7 protein-coding genes and 1 pseudogene are annotated in these 18497 nt (G+C 54.7%); 3 read left to right on the top strand and 5 right to left on the bottom strand.

What is annotated here, in order from left to right; translation table 11 throughout:
- From ACF8AM_RS13025 to ACF8AM_RS13015, 3 genes and pseudogenes are all read right to left on the bottom strand, one after another.
- Nucleotides 1–1347 (bottom strand): annotated as a pseudogene (locus ACF8AM_RS13025) (sodium:solute symporter); the annotation flags it as partial.
- 242 nt (nucleotides 1348–1589) lie between these two features.
- Nucleotides 1590–2555 (bottom strand): dihydrodipicolinate synthase family protein, encoded by a 966-nt coding sequence (locus ACF8AM_RS13020; protein ID WP_392556044.1) that lies wholly within the window; start codon nucleotides 2553–2555, stop codon nucleotides 1590–1592.
- Nucleotides 2555–3718 (bottom strand): exo-alpha-sialidase, encoded by a 1164-nt coding sequence (locus tag ACF8AM_RS13015; protein WP_392556043.1) that lies wholly within the window; start codon nucleotides 3716–3718, stop codon nucleotides 2555–2557. The genes ACF8AM_RS13020 and ACF8AM_RS13015 overlap by 1 nt, the downstream gene beginning before the upstream one ends.
- A gap of 416 nt (nucleotides 3719–4134) precedes the next feature.
- On the opposite strand from ACF8AM_RS13015, the gene ACF8AM_RS13010 reads away from it, so the two are divergent.
- A complete protein-coding gene (locus ACF8AM_RS13010) occupies nucleotides 4135–6132 on the top strand; it encodes a cytochrome c peroxidase (protein ID WP_392556042.1) in 1998 nt (665 codons plus the stop codon).
- A 555-nt stretch (nucleotides 6133–6687) separates the two neighbouring features.
- Nucleotides 6688–8160, top strand: coding sequence for a PAS domain S-box protein (locus tag ACF8AM_RS13005; protein ID WP_392556041.1), 1473 nt, complete (start codon nucleotides 6688–6690; stop codon nucleotides 8158–8160).
- 464 nt (nucleotides 8161–8624) lie between these two features.
- On the opposite strand, the gene ACF8AM_RS13000 is transcribed toward ACF8AM_RS13005, so the two are convergent.
- Entirely contained in the window at nucleotides 8625–9890 is a 1266-nt protein-coding gene (locus ACF8AM_RS13000; protein ID WP_392556040.1) for an OmpP1/FadL family transporter, read from the bottom strand.
- Between the two features lie 218 nt (nucleotides 9891–10108).
- Complete coding sequence (locus ACF8AM_RS12995; protein ID WP_392556045.1) at nucleotides 10109–11476, bottom strand: SAM-dependent methyltransferase; 1368 nt, start codon at nucleotides 11474–11476, stop codon at nucleotides 10109–10111.
- Between the two features lie 389 nt (nucleotides 11477–11865).
- On the opposite strand from ACF8AM_RS12995, the gene ACF8AM_RS12990 reads away from it, so the two are divergent.
- Nucleotides 11866–17823 (top strand): ATP-binding protein, encoded by a 5958-nt coding sequence (locus ACF8AM_RS12990; RefSeq protein WP_392556039.1) that lies wholly within the window; start codon nucleotides 11866–11868, stop codon nucleotides 17821–17823.
- Nucleotides 17824–18497 lie beyond the last annotated feature (674 nt).

Here is an 18497-nt window from a genome sequence, read left to right as displayed (position 1 = left end):
ATGGAACAGTGAAAAACTCAGACTGCCAAACCACCGCACCAATCGGTTGAATCGTTTCTCAAGGTATTCGTAAGCACTGGTGGCATCGATCCGGCGAAAGAACGGCATGGCAACATAGACCGCAACAAACGCCACCAACGGGATCGTGAAGTTGCCCACCGAATACGTCCAATCTTGTGCGTAGGCTTTGGACGGGATGCCAGTGAAGGTCACTGAGCTGAGCATGGTCGCGAAAATGCTGCATCCAGCCGCCCACCAAGGAATCTGACTGCCACCGCGAAAGTAGTCGTCGGTGGTACGGTTTCGCCGAGCGAAGAAGACACCGATGCCGACCATCGACAACAAATACCCAAACAGAACGATGTAGTTCAGCGTGCCAAAGCTGCGATCGGGTTCTGAGATGGTGACTTGATACACCGAAGGCGTGCGAACCCGTGGGCGAATCTCACCCGAGGCAACCACAATCGAATCGTTCCAGTGAACCGCCGTGGTCGTGACCTGATTCGCGGGGCTGGTGCCGGTTTCAGTCCAAGTGTCGGTGATGGTGTGGTAGGCAAATGTCTTTTTCTGAAAACCAGGGTGATCGTCTTTCAATTGGCCGGCTCGCCCAAATAGGCTTCCGTCATCACCGCCCAGCACGGCAATGTGACTCTGGCCGACGTGCGTCGCCGTGCCCGCCATCACACATTGAGGGACGTCCGCCTTTTTCTGCCACGTTTGGACGCTGGGACGATAGGCCCAGTGGTCCGTCAGGAATTCAACGGACGATTCCGCTTGTCGACGACCACTGAGAACATACAGGCAAGTTTCGTAACCATCGTGCTGTGCCGCAGTCAGATGAAGAGCGCGGGGAACGCCGGGGAAATCGGGAAGGCGGTTCCACTTCAGCGAACTGGCATCGACTGATTGGCTCAGGTCGAGCGACCAAAAACCAGAAGTCGCAGTCGCAAGGTCGCTGCCGCGTTGCCCGCCAACGACATAGACCATGTGCCCAATTCTCTGGGCTGAGGCATGAACGCAAGGCTCGGGCAGCGAAGGGAATTCAAGTTGCTGAACGGACTGAGTGTTGGTGTCCCACTGCAGTAGGTACACGTGGCGAAAGGGAGAGTTGGCATCGTTGCCTCCGATGCAAAGCAAACCATGGTGGGAGGAAACGTCCTGTGGGATCGAAACCGACGCGCCATAGGCCGTCGCCCGTGGGAGATGACCAGCGTCGACCCACGCAGGCGTGTGGCCAGGCGAGTCGCTGGAATCCGTCAACACGTAGATGGAATCATGCCAAACTTTGTCGGTTTCCCAGACTCGGTGTGGAAAGTTGGCACAACCAGCTACGATGAGTTCGTTCACATCGACTCCGACAAACGGACCCGCCACGCCGAGTGGATCCGGGATCGGGGGAAGTTCGTTCCAGTCCAACCAGTCGCTGGCGTCATATTTCGCGACCCCCGCACGACATCCTAACGCAAGATTTCCCACTACAAGACTGGCCAGTGTGATGATCGTCAGCGAACTCAGAAAGCGGATCCGATGAAGCAGCTCCGAGGGAAGAGTCCCCGCCAGACTTGGCGAGGATTTGGAATTGCATTGACTCATGAATGGCTCGGTTCTGCAGTGACGCGGCACCAATCAAAGAAACCAATCGCTTGCAATTCTTCTCGCAACGATTTTGCTTGCGCCGAAGACAGCGATTCGAGCGGAAGGCGACAGGGGCCAACATCCAAACCTTGCATTGCCAAGATCGCTTTCATTGCGGGATGGAAGGGGTAGCGTCCGATGGTGCTGATCATTTCGATCGCTTGGGATTGCCATTTTCGAGCCGCGTCGAGTTGACCGCTGGTCAGGGCCAGCGTCATTTGACGGTAGAGTTTCGCGGCGATGTTGTAGGTGCTGCCGATCGCGGCGCGGGCGCCGGTCGCGGTGGCGCCCAGCAACATTTCATCGCAGCCCCAAACGACGTCAAATTGCCGATTGGCCAATTCCAAACAGCGTTGGAATTCGAACAGTTTGGTATCGGTGTATTTCAACCCGACCAGTGTTGGAATGGCTTCATCCGCTTGGGTGAGGAACTCCGGCATGTCGATGCTGGATCCCGTCAGCATCGGAATGTGATAGTAGTAGAACGGCGTCTCCGGTGCAGCGGATGCCAATTCTTTCATGCTGTCGACGAGCGTCCTGGTCGTGGAAACTTTGAAGTAGGAAGGGCAAGTGGCAGAGATCGCATCGGCGCCAACCTGTTGGGCATGGGCCGCGAGCGTTTGCGATTCTCGCAGACTGTTGTGTCCAACCTGCACGATCACAGGCAAACGTCCGCCACTGGCTTCGACAAAGGCGGCCGCGATGGATTGGCGTTCGGGAGTGGTCAGTGACATGCCTTCGCCGGTGCTGCCGCAAACGTAGAGCCCCGAGATTCCGTCGAGTAGCAACTTTTCGACCATCTGTGGAATGACATCCAGTTTCAAGTCGCCGCTGGCTGTCATGGGAGTGTAGGTGGCGGCGATCAGGCCCGACAGTTTTCGGCCGGACATTCGTTGCACCAAGAGTGATTCGTCAACCATCAGTTGGCCTCCGTGTCATTGGTTGTGGAGCGAGTGTTGGATGCGGGTGGTTCGAGAGCGGACAGTGGAATGGCGGTGAAGCTGATGGTTTTGTACCCATCGCGTTCGAACAAGACTCCGATGCGATCATCGTCCATTCGCGTTAGGCATGAATACGCGAAACCGTCCGGGTAGATGCTGACTTGGTTCGGCCAAGTTTTTCCCTCGTCGTAGCTGATTCGCAACATGCCGTGGTCGCGTCGGCTTTGAGAGGATGGGTTGCTGAACAGAATTCGGCTCTTGCCTTCCGATGGCCAGGAGTATCGCAGGATGGCGGCTTGGCAGGTGGGACCGATCAATTGTTCGTCAATCGCGAGCTTGGACCAGGTTTGGCCGGCGTCATCGCTGATGGCGATCTTTCGTTGTTTGGTCGCGCCCGGACCTTGCGAGCGAGCGTTCAGCATCACGCGGCCGTCGGACAGTTCGACCATTTGGACCTCGTTGCCGTGACCCTTGCCATCCCCAGGAGCCACGTCACCCATGTGCCAAGTTTGGCCATCGTCGTCGCTGTAGACGGCGTAAACCCGCCAATTGTTGAAAGGACCTTGGTTGAATGGCATGATGATCCGCCCTTTTCGCGGGCCATGTTGCAACACAATCCCAATTCCGGGCCCAGCCGCGACGCTGGTGACGCCCTTTTCTCGCTTCACCTGCCTGGACACATTGCGTGGTTCTGACCAACTTTGCCCATCGTCATCACTGGTTTGGATGAAGGTGAAGAAGGAGTCGGGGCCGTAGCCGTCCGACGCTTTGTGTTCGCCCAGTTTGCTTCGCTGGTACATCAAGAGGATTTTGCCGGAATCCAGCACGACGGCTTGCGGGTTGTTCAGCGACAGATCGCCTTGGTCGTTCAGAACCATCACTTCGCTCCACGTGTGGCCGTTGTCGAGCGACCGCTTCATGATCAGGTCGTTTTGAGAGTGATCGCCGCCCTGGCGTCCTTCAGCAAAAGCGAGCAACGTGCCCTTTCGGGTCGTGACGACGGAGGGGATTCGAATGGCCGGGTAGCCATCTTGGTTGGGAACAAATACGTCGACGATGGTCGGTTGTCCAGCAGCATTCGCGTTGTCGGTTGCGGCGTTGGACGTGGAACTGGTGGCGAAAAAGCAATTGATCGTGGTCAACAGGAAACACGCTGCCGCGCGATGGGCGGCGCGAGAAAGCGAGCAGATACGAACCGGGCGGGACACAACAGACTCCGGAGAGGAATGGTTGGCGGGAGGGAGAGGGGGGAGGGATTCTGAGTGGCTTTATAGCATGGGATGCATCGTGGAGGTGTCGGCGGCAAATTGGACTGGTTCCATTCGAACCGCCGTTTTTGACGGCATGTCAGCGTGACACCGCGAAACGATCGGGTCATACTGTTGCCATGAACCAGAACATCATTCGTGCACGTCGATTTGTTGCCTGTTCCCTTGGAGTACTTGGATTGTTTGGGGCGCCCCTTGTGGGTTGGAACCAAACGGGTTGGAGCAAACAGCCAGCGGAACAGTCGGTGGCGCCGATCCATCAATCAAGCGATCTCGGGGAAGCCTTGCCAATGGTGAATGCTGAGACGGCTCTGCTGCGTCGCCCAATCGCGGTTGTGAACGCGGGCGATGGTCTGGCCGTGGTTGCCAATGGTCGCAGCGGAACGTTGAGCTTCATCGACTCGGACTCGCTTCGTGTCAGCGGCGAATATCGATTGAGAGGAACCCCGACCGACCTCATCTCATCCGGCAGCCGTTTGTTGCTGACGGAACAAGATGGTTGGTTGAGCTCTGTGTTGTTGAACGAGCGGGGACCGTCGATTGAATGGCGCCTTGCGCTCCCGCATGAACCAACTACCGTGTGCGCGTCGGAAGCCGGTGATTGGTGCTCTGTGAGTTCGACTTGGGAAAGAGCCGTTACCTTTGTGAACCTGCCGGACGGCGATGGGCAGACGCCCGAGGTCATTGCGAATGTGTCGCTGCCATTTTCTCCGCGGGAGCAATTGATCCTTCCAGGTGAAAATCGGTTGATGGTCGCCGACGCGTTCGGCCCACGCGTCGCCGTCATTGATTTGAAGGACTATCGCGTCGAATCGATCCGAGAGATTCCTGGCAACAACATTCGCGGGTTGACGCTCAGTACAGATCAAACGCGCGTGTATGTCACGCATGAGTTGATCAATGAAATTGCGCCACCTCGAAGCAGCGAGATCATTTGGGGGTCGATGGTTTCGGATGCGATGCGAGAGATCACTGTTGCAGCGATCGCGGATCCCAAGGTCAGTCTGATGAATGGTGGACGCTTCATCGCGGTCGGCAACAACACTCGCGGAGCTGGTGACCCGAACGCATTGATGATGCGTGACGACGGTCGATTGATCGTGACGATTGGTGGTCTGGGACAAATTGGTGTGGTCGAACCGGGCGGGATCGGTGTGACACGAATCGTTGCGGGACGACGTCCCGTTGACATTGCCAAGTTTTCGGAAGATCGATTTCTCGTCGTCAACCAACATTCTGATTCGCTGACCCGCGTTGATTTCCACGACAAGTCACCGCAGACGAAGACGGAAGAGAGAGTGCTGTCGAGCGATATTGTGGTTTCGGATGAGGTTGCGATTGCCCGAGATCCTAAAATCGCTCGCGACGCTGGGGCCTACTCCGAGACGGAACAGGCGGAATACGACGCGTACGAAGCGGAATATGAAGGTGACGACGGGAACGACGTTTCCAGTTTCGAACCGTCTGACGCGGCTGCTTATCGAAGCAATTCTTATCGATCATCCGATGACCCAGAGGTGGATCCACGCAGCACAGACGTTGCGACAACGAGTTACCAAATTGGTCCCGATGCCCCGGAAGGCGAACGTCAGTTGTATGCGACGGCAACATCACTGAGTCTTGGCCAGTCACCACCGTTGCTGGCCAGAGATCGTGGCGAGCAGTTGTTTTTTGACGCCAGTCTTTCAAGGGGAGGTTGGTACAGTTGCCACAGTTGTCACACCGATGGGCACACCAGCGGTTCCCTGGCCGACACGTTGAGTGACGGCGGGGAGGGAGCACCCAAACGCATTCTTTCACTGCGTGGGGTTGGCGAAACTGCGCCATGGGCTTGGGTCGGCGATAAGTCGGTGATCAAGGCACAGGTTCTGCAGACTTTGAAATTGACCATGCAAGGTCGGAAGATGAGTGAACGCGATGTCGACGACTTGGTCGCGTTCCTGGAATCCATCCCTGCCGCTCCCGTGTTTCGAGCCCCGGAGACGGATGCTGATCGGGAACTGGTGGCGAAAGGACGCGTTCTGTTCGAGTCACTGGATTGCGCCTCGTGTCATGCGGGAACCATTCTGACTTCCGACGGCACCTACGATGTTGGATTCACAGATGAACGCGGGACGACGGAGTTCAATCCGCCGTCGTTGAGAGGCGTGGGGCATCTGCACGGACTTTTCCATGATCTCCGCGCCTCGGAGTTGAAAGACGTGATCCAAGAGTTTCAGCATCAATTGCCACGAGAGTTGACGCTTGAAGAACAAAACGAGTTGATTCGATATCTCGAAAGCCTGTAGACCGTTCCAACCAATTATCGAGGAACTCCTTTTGCTTTCGTTCCCATCGAGTTGAGGTCAATTCAAGCGATTGCCATCCGCGGCAACTCACTCCTGACATTTTTCGGTCGACTGCATAATTTTCGTTTTGCGGTTTTCACCCAAGATATTTCGCATAGAACGGATGGCGAGAGGGCTGCAAATAGATGGCACCCGTTGCACCGGACGTGCTGTCAATCTGCAGTTGGATCTCAGACCGCATTACGAATGTCTTCGTGTTCAGGGGGCTCACACGGTTTCGCTGTGTTCCTTTCGGATAGGAATCTAAAGGGCTGGGAGCGTTTTCATGACAGCATCATGAACGTCGGTTCAGAGTCTTTCGGCTGTCGTTTCGGAAATATGGTGTATATTAAAGCGACCGTAACGAATGGGTGTCGATCCGAAGAATCGAAGGCGTTAGACTGAATTTCTCTGCGGTTGAACGCAATCGTTGGCGGTCGCCATTGAAATGTCGACCTGTTACTGGTTTCGCGGATCGCGGTCAGGGGATTGTGGGTTGAGGTGGTTTCAGGCGAGATGAATGAATGGGCAAATATTGTGTTGGGCAAGCAAATGGCGGCAAAGCAACAAGATAAGAACGAGAGGTCGATCGAAAAGCGAATTGATGTGGCGCACCAGTCCATTGCCTCGCTTGGAACCGCTTTGGACGAGTTTGAAATCGCTTTCATCGCAATGGATGTGGCGACGACAAGATTGCATCGTGTCAACCAAACGTTTGCAAAGATGCTCGGGTGCGAAGTGGAAGGACTGCAGTCGCTTGTACTGCGAGACCTGATCCTGGATTTTGCTCGCGCCCGTTTGGACTCCGCATTGGAGTGTCTGCTTTCCGGGGCGAAGAAAAAGGTTGCGGAAGAGATCCCATTGAAGTGTTCTCAAGGTGAAACCACTTGGTTCCGATTCACCTTCGTCAGGGCAACGGAGCAAAACGGTGTCCCTTTAAAAGTGCAAGCGACGGCCGTTGACGTCACTCGAAGGAAGGCTTTGGAAGAGGAGTTGCGATTGACTATCGACCGATTCGACTCAGCTCAATCGAACTCGCGGGTCGGAAGTTGGGAGTGGGCGTTTGGCAAGAACTCCGCGTGGTGGTCCAAGCAACTCTATGACCTGCACAACATAGATCCGACATCCGGGACAGTCACCTACGATGAATTCATTGAGACGGTCGACCCAAACGATCGAGAGATGATTGCGGAAGTGAACCAGTTACCGTTTTCAGAAGGCGACATCCGGCGATTTCGTTTCGCTAGCAATCCGGCTCACGGTCCGCGGCGGCATTTCATGGCTACCGTCGGTGTCACCAATGTCAACGGCGAAGTCGTCCGGCGTGGAACCACTCAGGACGTGACCGATCAGGTCGAATTGCTATCGGCTCTCGAAAGAAGTGAACGGCAATTTCGTGAAATGGTGGTGAGCAACACCGAAGGCACCGCCGTTCTGAACTTGGACGGCAAACTATTGCAGGTGGACGAAAACTTTGCTTCGATGGTTGGGAGGCAACCCAGTCAGCTCATCGGCGTCAATCTGTGCGACCTTGCTGACTCCGAAAGTGCTGAACTGATCGACCAAAGGATTCTGCACCGGAACCCGTCGGAAAGCCGGGAAGTGCGACTCTGGCACAAAGACGGGCATTTGGTTTGGCTATTGCTTACCTGCTCGCCGCTGCTGAATGACTCCAAGCAATTTGTAGGGATCCAAGCCAGTGCACTCGATATCACTCATCGAAAGCATGTCGAGTTGCTGAGCAAACGGGCCGCTGCGGCAAAGACTCAACTGCGACGCTTGACCAACCGCGAACGACAAGTGCTGGAACTGATCGTGGAGGGCAGGATGAACAAGGTGATTGCGAATCGCTTGGACATCAGCGAAAAAACCGTCGAACGGCATCGTTCCAATCTGATGAAAAAGCTGGACGCTCACAGTGTGGCTCAACTTGTCAAAATCTGGTTGACTGCTGAGATCATGTCACCCTGGTCAAACCATGCCAGTTAACTGGGCCACAGAAAGAAGGCAAGCTCGGCCAGCATCCAAGGTGACTCACCTTTGCCCCAAGGTGAATCGAATCGATGCTGACCGAGCTTTGCTCTTTGCCCCATAAGAGTATCGTTCTGAATTGAGGTCGATGCGGCTCGGTTTTCCTGAATTGAGGGGCATCCCGAAGGGTTTGTTCAGGTTGAGCACTCATTTGGGCTGTTTGGTCGTTGCAAGGTGAAAAAACGTTCGCGATGGCGCTTCATGTCTATTGATTTGCGGGCTTTTCTCGCCCGTCAGAGGGTTTCATTTTTCCCAGCTGGCTGCGTGTTCACGCAAACAGGGCGGGCATTGCGAGTGATTCTCGATTCCGGTTTGGTTGTCCGTTGACGCGGGTTTCCTCGCGGCAGCAGGCATGTTGGGTCGGAACGCATTCGATAGGTAGTGGAACGTTGCAACGACGAGCGGAGGCACAGGCGACGTTACTACTGCTGCATGACAATCCCGAAGCTGAGGAAGTCGGCTGACAACCGATTGGTCACCGAGGATCCGGGTACCGCCCCGATACCGGGCAAGATGATTGCTCCGGTTCGAGTGTTCTCAAAGTAGTGAGACCACGCGGCACTCACCGCGACCTTTTCGTTGAGCTTGTACGACCCACCGAGGCTGAACATGTGCTCATAGAACAAGGGGGAAGCGGTGTTGAAGAACGACTCGCTCTCCCGAATGGGGCTTTGGTTGTAGGTGTAACCTGCACGCAAAAACGTTTTCTCTCCCACCGCTCGCTGGGCTCCAAACGCCAGGGCAAAGACGCTGCTCCAATCCAATCCAGCTAGCTTTCCTGTCCCATCGTACGACGCCTCATCGCCGAAACCGTCGGTATTCGCGTAGTCGAAGTACCGAAAATCGGCAGCAAACAGCCAGTTGTCGATTCCCGTGTAGCCAGTTCCAAGCGAAACCACCGAAGGGAGGTCAATGTCACAGGTCAAGGTCCGCGGCAATCCATTCTCGTCCGTGCTCACGAATTCGAATGTTTCCATCCAAGCGGTGCTTTTATACGACGCTCCGAGTTGCCAACTGGGGCTCAACAAGTAGTACGTTCCAAGTTGAAAACCGCCTCCCCAGTGATAGCTGCTGCCTCGCCCAGACGAATAGGTGTTGTCACTGTTTGCGGAATCAAACACGAAGGGTTCCAAACCGACTTGTCCGGTGGTAATCAGCGGCCCTGCAGCGACGGACAACCGCTCGGTCATCGCCATCGATAGGACGGGGGCGATCTGCAGAAATGATGCTTCGGACGTGACTTGTCCCAGTCCGGATGGCTGCGGAGCCAAGACTGGGTTAGTCGCGTCTGCAGGAAGGCTGGTTTTTAGCCCCGCGACCGAGTTGACTCCCAGGCCAAAGGTGAACCGTGGGTCTTTCAGTCGATGAGTCCAAGCGAAGTTGGGGACAGGGAATGAACCCGGGTCGGCGTCTGTTGATCCGGTCACGCCGCCCGCCGTGGAAGTGACACTGTGATCGGTGAACAATAGGTCGACACCAACCTCCAGTTCGCTGTGTTCCATTCCGCTGATGGATGCCGGATTCCAGTACATCGCGCTCAGGGCACTGATGGGAGCCGCAGTGGATGCACCTCCCATGCTCCGATTGATCGGGCCTGCTGCGGAGATATAGGCCCCTTGCGAAAATGCTTGGTTCGCCCAACAGAGTGAAAACAGCAGTGCTGTAACGGGAAAAAGTTTCTTGAACATCCAAATTGCCCCAACGATGGATCCGTTTTTTACGCACCGGCGGAATGGCCAGTGTTATCCTGGTAATCGGCGCAATCGCTGCATTTGGTGTCGCAAAACTCAGACAAGCGTCACAGTTTCGCACGTGCTCAAAAGACGCCCTTCCGTGGAAGGGAGAACAGGAGTCGGTACTGCATCACGCGGAATGGGCTCTGCGGCGAAACGCAACTGGTTCAGATTCACTTGGAGCCGACGGCGAATTGATACGTCGCCAGGACTGGATCTTGCGATCCAAGGAACTCGCCCACGGTGATGGAATTGGTTTGCGGTAAACCGCAGGTCATGAAAAAGTCGGTCGGCGAGTTGCTGCCGAAGATAAACCGCTCTCCCAGTTCTTCCATCCCGTCAGTGAAGTTCTTGATGTCCGGCGACGGGACCGTTCCTTCGACTACATTTTCGCGAACGAGATCGCACCAAACCAAGCTTTGTGGGTGCTCGAGAATGGACGCGATATCGCGAAGGATCTTTTGGTTTTCTTCTTTCGTGAAGTACATCGAACAGCCTTCGAAGACGACCGCGGTGCAACGGCTCGGATCGAACTCAGGGTTCTGTAGAAGCAGTTCCGAGATCTGGTCGACTTTGAAGTCAGCCGCCATCGTGTGTCGTTTGACGTTTTCCTTGGGTTCCATTGCGGAAGTCACACGCTCTCGTTCTTCCAGCATTTCCGGTAGATCCAATTCAAAGAAGGTGGGGTCTCCCAGCTCATTGCTCAGCCGGAATGGACGCATGTCCAAACCGACCCCCAGGATCACGACTTGTTCCAGTCCAACCATGCTCTGGAGCGTTTCGTCGATATGGCGGGTCCGAGCCAAAACCATGTCCTTCAACTGGGGCAGGACGCCATTGAGCCGGGTGGCCAAAAGCTCGCCATGTGGACCGGCGGCTTGACGTTCGTGACTTTGGTCCACTCGGATGTTCTTGGTTTCCGACGAGGCTCGCAGTCCCGCGATCATCCGCGCTGACGCTTTGAGTTTCTGTTTGAAGATCGGAGAAATTCGAGGGTTCGATTTTGTCGGTTTGAGCTGGATCGACGGTTGTGCGAAATATCGCATTTCGGCTTCGGCAACCAGTTCACCGTTGGAAGTGAAGATCACTGGCAAGGTGACCAACACTCGCTTGCCGCCGAAGTAGCGTTGCTGGACGGTTCGTGCGATGTTGGCCGGGATGTCGCATCGCCCTACCAGATGGCCTGTGCTCGGGTTGCGGTACTTCACGTCCATCGCGGCCAACCAAAGGGAGGCCGACTCTTCTTCGTTGCAACGATGGATTCCAGCCAACGGCACCCCACGCAAGAGTGTTGTCAGTGCAAGTCCTCCGGTGTAGTCCGCGGACAACGAAATCAACGCGGCTTGGTGTGTTCCGTGTTGGTTGGTGGATGCTTTTGTCAGTGGCAGGATCGATTCGCAAGAACCTTCGGTGACGGAGGTGACTTTCCATTCAACCGATTTCAAAACAGGAATCGCGTTGTGCAATAGCTGTGTCATTAACTCGGGGTTCACCCGTTGGTCATAGTCTTCTTCCCAGCTGAGATCTGGTTTTCCATTCACTGATGTAAGCATGTTCTCTCCAAGAGCCCCGCAAAGATGTCAAGAACGCGTGTTCACCAAAAAACACTTGAGCCCCTCGTCTTGCCCAGAATGAGAGACTCGAACGAACGTTCTTCGTTGGTTTTGCTCACGCCAAAGGCTGGCGTCACTCGCAGGTTATACCAATGGTATGGACACTATTGAGACTTTCTCGAAAGTCAACTGAAATAGTGTGCTCATTTTCTGAGTTCGAACGGAGTGGCAACAGTTTGCGCGGTACTGTTGCGAGGGCAATTTCTAACCGTTGCGCAAACACGTTGGATTGCCCGCCCGAGGCGACGGTGACCAAGGCCCCGATGTCATGATCGCTTCTTCGCAGTGACGCTATCACGAAACCTATCGAGGCGAATGTGCATTCTCTATCTCCCAGCGACGTCGAACTGAGAATCAACGAGCGATACGAAGTTCAGAAGAAACTCTCCAACGCCTCGATCGTGGCATGCTTCTCGGCGATTGACACGTCAACAGGAGGAAGGGTGATCCTCCGCGAAGTCCCGAAGGTGTTTTTTCAAGAGCGGGGATTTCACCGATTCAAAACCGAATCCCGTTTGACATCAGGGATCCACTGCGAAACCTATTCGCGACCCATCGACTTCATGGTGGGGGAGACTCATCTTCGAGTGGTCTATCCGTTTGTGGAAGGGACCTCGTTGGCTAGGCGGTTTCGCAACCGTCCATTGACGGCAACGGAAGCCATGTTATTGGCTCGTGATCTGTGCGAAGCGTTGGAGGCTATTCACCGGATAGGGTGTATCCATCGGGACATCCGTCCGTCCAACATAATTGTTCGGGAAGACGGTCGGTCCGTGCTCTGCGGGTACGTGCCGCTTTGGTGTCCCGAACTGTTCGGCAAAGATGATTTGTTGGCGCGCGAATGCGCAACTTACACTTCGCCCGAACTATCGGGGATCATCGACCACGACATCAGCGAAACCTCGGATCTGTATTCGGTCGGGCATGTTCTCTATGCGGCGCTGACAGGAGCACCGGCCTTCGCCGGCGATGTCAGTGAGATCCTCTATCGACATATGACCGCGGATCCTGAAAGCGGGAACTATCCCGAGGAAACGCCATCGGTTGTGATCGCGTTGGTCGACAAATTGATCCACAAAGAACCTCGTGACCGCTATCAGAGTGCGTCGGCTGTTCTACACGATGTGAAAGCAATTCATCGTCAACTGACCGAAGGCGGTACGGCTGAAAACTTCGTGATCGGAAGTGCGGACAAACGAACGGTCTTGATTGACCCTGCATTTGTCGGGCGAGACGAACACGTCCGCACGCTCGAGAAGTCGTTGGACAATGTCTTGGATGGCCGTTCCGAACGGGTGCTTCTGCGCAGTGAGTCTGGCATGGGCAAGACTCGACTGTTGAACGAAATTTCGCGTTTGGCATCGCGTAAACGTTTCTTGGTTCTTCGTGGCCGTGCGCTTCCTGATGCCAATCAGCAACCGTCTGCCATTTGGCTGCAAGCGATGGATCAGTTGATCAAACACTTGACCAACGATCCGGAAATGTTGAACAGCACACGCGATCGTCTGGAACCATATCGGCAGGAGGTCACGACCGCACTGCCTGCGCTTGCGAAGGCCTTTGGATGGAGCAGCACGAAGCTGTCTGGACCCGAAGAATTTGGTCAAGGCCGAATTGTTGCTGCTTTCCGAACCTTGTTTACCGAGTTGGGATCATCCGATACAAGCGTGATGATCACATTGGACGATTGCCAATGGATGGATGATCAATCGTTCCGAATTCTGCAAGCGATCTGTGATCACCCTTCACGCCATTTGTTTCTGTTTGCGGTGACACGACCGGATGAGGGGCTTTGCACCCGTTTGAATGATGAGTTGAGTTTTCCTGTTAAGTTGTCGTTGGGGGCATTGTCAGATCATGCGGTGCAGCAACTGGCTGAATCCATGGCAGGACCATTGCCAAAACCCGCGATTGACGTGGTGCAGCGTTTTGCTGGCGGCAGTCCGTTCATGGCATCTGCGATCGTGCGTGGACTCGTCGAATCAAATGCCCTGCGACCGGTCGCGAAGAGTTGGGGCCTCGACGAGGCCAAGCTCTCAAGCTTTCAAGCGGCGGACGATGCCAGCGAAATCTTGGTGGATCGACTGACACGGCTGCCACCGGAAACTCGCGAATTGCTAACGTCCGCCGCGGTGATCGGACGCGACTTCAATTTAGAGGTGGCGGCGGAATTGGTCGGGATTCGTTTGGCGGAAGCCCACCAGGCGATTCATCCTGCTCGAGTTCAGCGTCTGGTATGGAGTCGTCCCGATCGGATCTTAGCGTTTGTGCATGACAAGATTCGGGAATCGATCCTGCAGGAACTTTCCGACGAACGAATTCGGTCGATGCACGGCCAAATTGGTCAGTATTACGTTGAGCATGAACCGCTTGAGTTTTTCAAGTTGGCCTATCACTTTGACGCCGCTGAAATGCACGAGCAGGCGTTGCCGTTCGCCTTGCGAGCCGCTGAGATTGCACGAAACAGCTACTCTTTGGTGAGCGCCGAAGAACAACTGCGAATCGCAGTTCGCGCGATCTCGCATGCGGATCAAGCCAAGAAGCACTTGATTCAGATGATGATGAGCGATGTGCTGATGCTGCAAGGTGAATATGACAAGGCGGAGACCTGGCTCGACCAAGCGGTTGAAACAGCGCAAACGGAAACGGAGCATGCCAAGGTCTTGCTGAAAAGCGGTGAATTGCATTTCAAACGAGGCAGCAAGAATCTGGCTGTGGAATGCTTCGAGGCTTCCTTGAGACGACTTCGGCAACCGGTGTGCAACAATCGCTGGGCGCTGATGGCCCGCATCGCACTGGAAGGCGTTCGGCAAGTTCGCAATTCCATGTTTACTTGTTTTCTGGGTCGGTACGGCGGGCAGCCGACTGAAGAAGAACAAATGACACTGTCTTTGTACAGCCAGATCGCACATGCGTATTGGTACACTCGCGACAAATACTACACACTTTGGGCTCACTTGCGTTCGATGAACGCTGCCGAACGATTCCAACCCACTCGCTTCCTAGCGCAGTCGTATTCGGAACACGCGCCGGTGATGACACTGTTGCGTTGGGAGAAACGTGGTGTCGAATACGCACGTAGATCCTTGGACATCCGCAAGGCGTTCAGTGATGTTTGGGGACAAGGGCAAACGCGGAACTTTCTAAGTATCTTGCTGCTTTCGTTCTCAAGATATGAAGACTGTGTCGACCAGGCCAGTCAAGCTGTGAAGATGCTTGAACGCACCGGCGACTATTGGGAGGTGCACATTGCTCGGTATCAGTTGGCGGCGTCGCTGTACCGGCTCGGTAGACACAAAGAAGCGTTGGAACAAGCTCGGGTCAACTTTGACTCCGAATTGAAACGTGGTGATTATCAAGCCACCGGGAACATCATTGATGTTTGGGCGCGTGCGACCAATGGCGACATCCCGGAGGAGGTGATCGAGAACGAACTCGACAGAGACCTGGCGGACTCGCAAAGAAAGAGTCAGGTGCTGATTGCCAAAGGGGTTCGGGAGTTTTATCACGACCAGTTTGAAGACGCTGTGGATTCTTTCGCGAAAGCGATCTCGGTTGCCAAAGCGACGCGGGTGAAGAACACCTATGTTAGCCCTGCGTATCCGTGGCATTGCACAGCATTGCGACGAAGGTTGGAAACCCAAGTTCCTCGTAGTGCGAAACGTCGTCTGCGTTTGGTTCATCAGTTCGGCTGCGCGACAAAAGCTGCCGTGAAAGTAAGCAAGCAATTTACGAATGAGATTCCTCATGCGTACCGTGAACGCGGAGCCTATCTGGCTTTAGCAGGGAAGCTTCGGGCGGCTCAAGCGGCGTTTCAATATAGCCTGCAAGTTGCCGAGCAGCAGGGTGCTGTCGTCGCTCACGCCAAGACGATCCTTTTGCATGCAGAGTATGCAGCCGAGTTTGGATGGCCGGTGGATTCTGGTGCTATTGAAACCGCACGCAGAAGACTCTTGGAATTGGAATGCAACGACTATGACGTCAACGAAGGCGGATCGCTGTCATTGGTGAATCGCTTTGATTCATTGCTCGCGTCCGGACGGCGGATTGCAACCAGCGTCCTTCCTGATCAAATCTATCAAGAGGTGCGGCGGGCCGCGACCAAGATCCTACGTGGTGAGCAAGTCTTCTTGGTCGTTCCAACAGAAGACGGTGAATTTCGGACGGTGCCTCCCGAGATGCCATTCGACGCGGCCTTGGTGCAAGAAGTCAATCGAACCCGGCAAACAGCGGTGGTCGACGTCGAGAACACCGTTGTCAACGGCATTGCCACGATCAAACAAGGCACGTTTTTGTGCAGCCCAGTGGATGTCAACGATCAAACGGTTTCGTACCTGTATGTCAGTAACGAGCGATTCTCGAATCTTTACGACGATGACGAAATTCGAATTGCCGACTACCTGACATCCGCCGCCGGCGCTGCGATGGAAAAGGCGCAGAGCTTCCAACAGCTCCAGGATTTGAACCTCAATCTTGAGAAGAAGGTTTTGGAACGGACCGAGTCGGTGGTGCGTCACTCGAAAGAACTCGAGTTGACCGCTCAGCAATTGACCGCAACGAGGGACCAACTGCAAATTGCCAAGACGGCTGCCGAGGAAGCCAATCAAGCGAAGAGTGAGTTCCTGGCTCGTATGAGCCATGAGATTCGTACACCCATCACAGGGATTCTAGGTTTTACCGAACTGCTGTTGCGTGGCGTCGTGACGGATGATGCGGAGCGTCAGTCGCACTTGCAAACGATCCATTCCAATGGCTTCCATCTGCTGCATCTGCTCAATGATATCTTGGATATCTCCAAGATTGAGGCGGATAAGATCGAAACCGAATCGGTGATTTGCAACCCAAGTTGGATGGTGCAAGACGTCATTGCATCAATGCGGTCCAAGGCGATCGAGAAGGACATCACGTTGGAAATCCGAGTGGACAGTGATGTTCCCGAAGAAATTTTTAGTGATCCGACGCGTTTGCGTCAGATCTTGACCAACCTGACCAGCAACGCCATCAAATTCACCAATGAAGGTGGTGTGACGATTTCCATTTCGTCCGATGCGGCCACTTCAATCGGAGTGGGACATACTCCGTCCAAGTTGAATGTGACGGTGGAGGACACTGGGATCGGCATGTCGAAAGATCAAACGGAAATGATCTTTGAGCCATTCAAGCAAGCTGATGTGTCGACCACGCGGGAATACGGTGGGACCGGTTTGGGATTGTCGATCAGCAAACGACTCGCGGAAGCGCTGAACGGTGCGTTGTCCGTTACAAGCACCGAGAACGTCGGCACGCAGATGGTTTTGGAATTTGAAGTTGAGTGCCCCGACGGTGTTCGGATTCTCAGTCCGGATGACGTGGTCGCAGCCCGCAATGTCGCGAAAGAAAATCAGTTTGAGGAGGTGGATTTGAGTGGTGTCCGCGTCTTGGTGGTGGATGACTGCGAAACGAACCGCCGGTTGTTGTCTTTGTTCTTGCAAGACGCGGGAGCAGAAGTGCTCACTCGTACGAATGGGAAAGAAGCGGTGGATGCGCTCTCAAGCGATCCCGAGATGGTCGACATTATTTTGATGGACATGCAGATGCCAGTCATGGATGGCTACACGGCCTCGTCTCGCTTGCGTGAAAATGGGATTGAGCAGCCGATCATTGCATTGACTGCCAACGCCATGATGGGGGATGAAATTCGTTGTCGCCAATCAGGCTGTTCGGACTACCAGACCAAACCTTTGGATTTGAATGCGTTGCTATTGAGTGTTGCCCGGAACACGCTTGTGCAATCCACCGTCGCGACAGATGCGTCGGATGCCAACCTTCAAGAGACGACCGACGCAGTTGAAGCGGATCCAGACGGTTTGCGCCCTGATCGCGATTCATCGCGTGAAAGCGTTGAACCGACGACGGTCACCGCCGAGACTGTTGTGGCGAGCGAGGATGAACAACTGATTGACGAAAAGATTTTTAACTACGATTGGCTGCACACCTTCGCGTGCGATTTGGTCGATCAACTCGACGAGACGATGCCGAGCATCATCAATGCTTACGATCGAGGTGATTTGGAACAGGTCGGCAAGCACCTGCACCAGATCCGAGGATCGGGAGGAACGGTTGGTCTGACACTGTTGTCTGATATTGCCAGCAAAGGTGAATCGGCCATCGAAGCCGCCCAGTGGGAGCAGCTCGGCACTACCCTCACTGAACTGCAAGAGTTCATCGACGCAGCGATGGTGGAAAAGCAAACCACGGACGCAGCTCCCCCCGAGACTTCAGCCGCCCCGAATTAGGAGTGTCTGCCGCAGGTAGGATTGTACCGGACGCTGAGTAGTGCGGATCGACCAACTGTTCAGCCGGGAATGTCGTCATTTGATAGACGCAGGTCCTCCGGGGACTCGTGCAGCTCGAGATTTACCAGTTCCCTGCCAAGGGGGGCTGTCTCCCGTGTTCGGCCCTCACCCTTGCGTTCGCTTTTTGAAGTTGCGCTTTTCTTAAAACCCGAAGCGTCAGATTTTTCATAACCCGAAGCGTCAGCGAGGGAAAAACGATGTTGACTTCGCCTCGCTGACGCGTCGGGTTATCAAAAAATCAATGCCTCACGCAAAAGCGCAACTTCAAAACGTTCGCCTGAACTGGTGGCGCTCGATCTCTCCCCAAAATCTCCCCCAAACGTGATTTTGGAAGAAACGTGCCATGTGGAAATCTGCCAAGAACCTGCTCTACCCCTTGCAGGGGGTGGCGGGGCGGGTGCATTACCACGCCTGCACGGAGCTGTTCCGAAGGAGCTGATCCGGAAGGTTCTGCTGAGCTAAACGCGAGGGTTTCTTCGGAGTTTAACGGCACGGAATGCGACTTTATCGCAAAGAAGGTTGGGAAGGACGCCGTTGGAGCTTGACATTGGGGTGCGGGGGCACGAAATTTAGGCCAAGGGACGTGCTCAATCTGATCTTTCCGCATGCGCGAC

This window comes from Rhodopirellula sp. JB055 (assembly GCF_043100905.1).
Taxonomy (GTDB): domain Bacteria; phylum Planctomycetota; class Planctomycetia; order Pirellulales; family Pirellulaceae; genus Rhodopirellula.
This window is presented reverse-complemented; position numbering and strand designations above follow the sequence as displayed.

Excerpts from the sequence above, each read along its gene's own strand:
- ACF8AM_RS13005 (WP_392556041.1), top strand. The coding sequence starts at position 6,688 with ATGAATGAATGGGCAAATATTGTGTTGGGCAAGCAAATGGCGGCAAAG.
- ACF8AM_RS13010 (WP_392556042.1), top strand. The coding sequence starts at position 4,135 with ATGGTGAATGCTGAGACGGCTCTGCTGCGTCGCCCAATCGCGGTTGTG.
- ACF8AM_RS13020 (WP_392556044.1), bottom strand. The coding sequence starts at position 2,555 with ATGGTTGACGAATCACTCTTGGTGCAACGAATGTCCGGCCGAAAACTG.
- ACF8AM_RS13000 (WP_392556040.1), bottom strand. The coding sequence starts at position 9,890 with ATGTTCAAGAAACTTTTTCCCGTTACAGCACTGCTGTTTTCACTCTGT.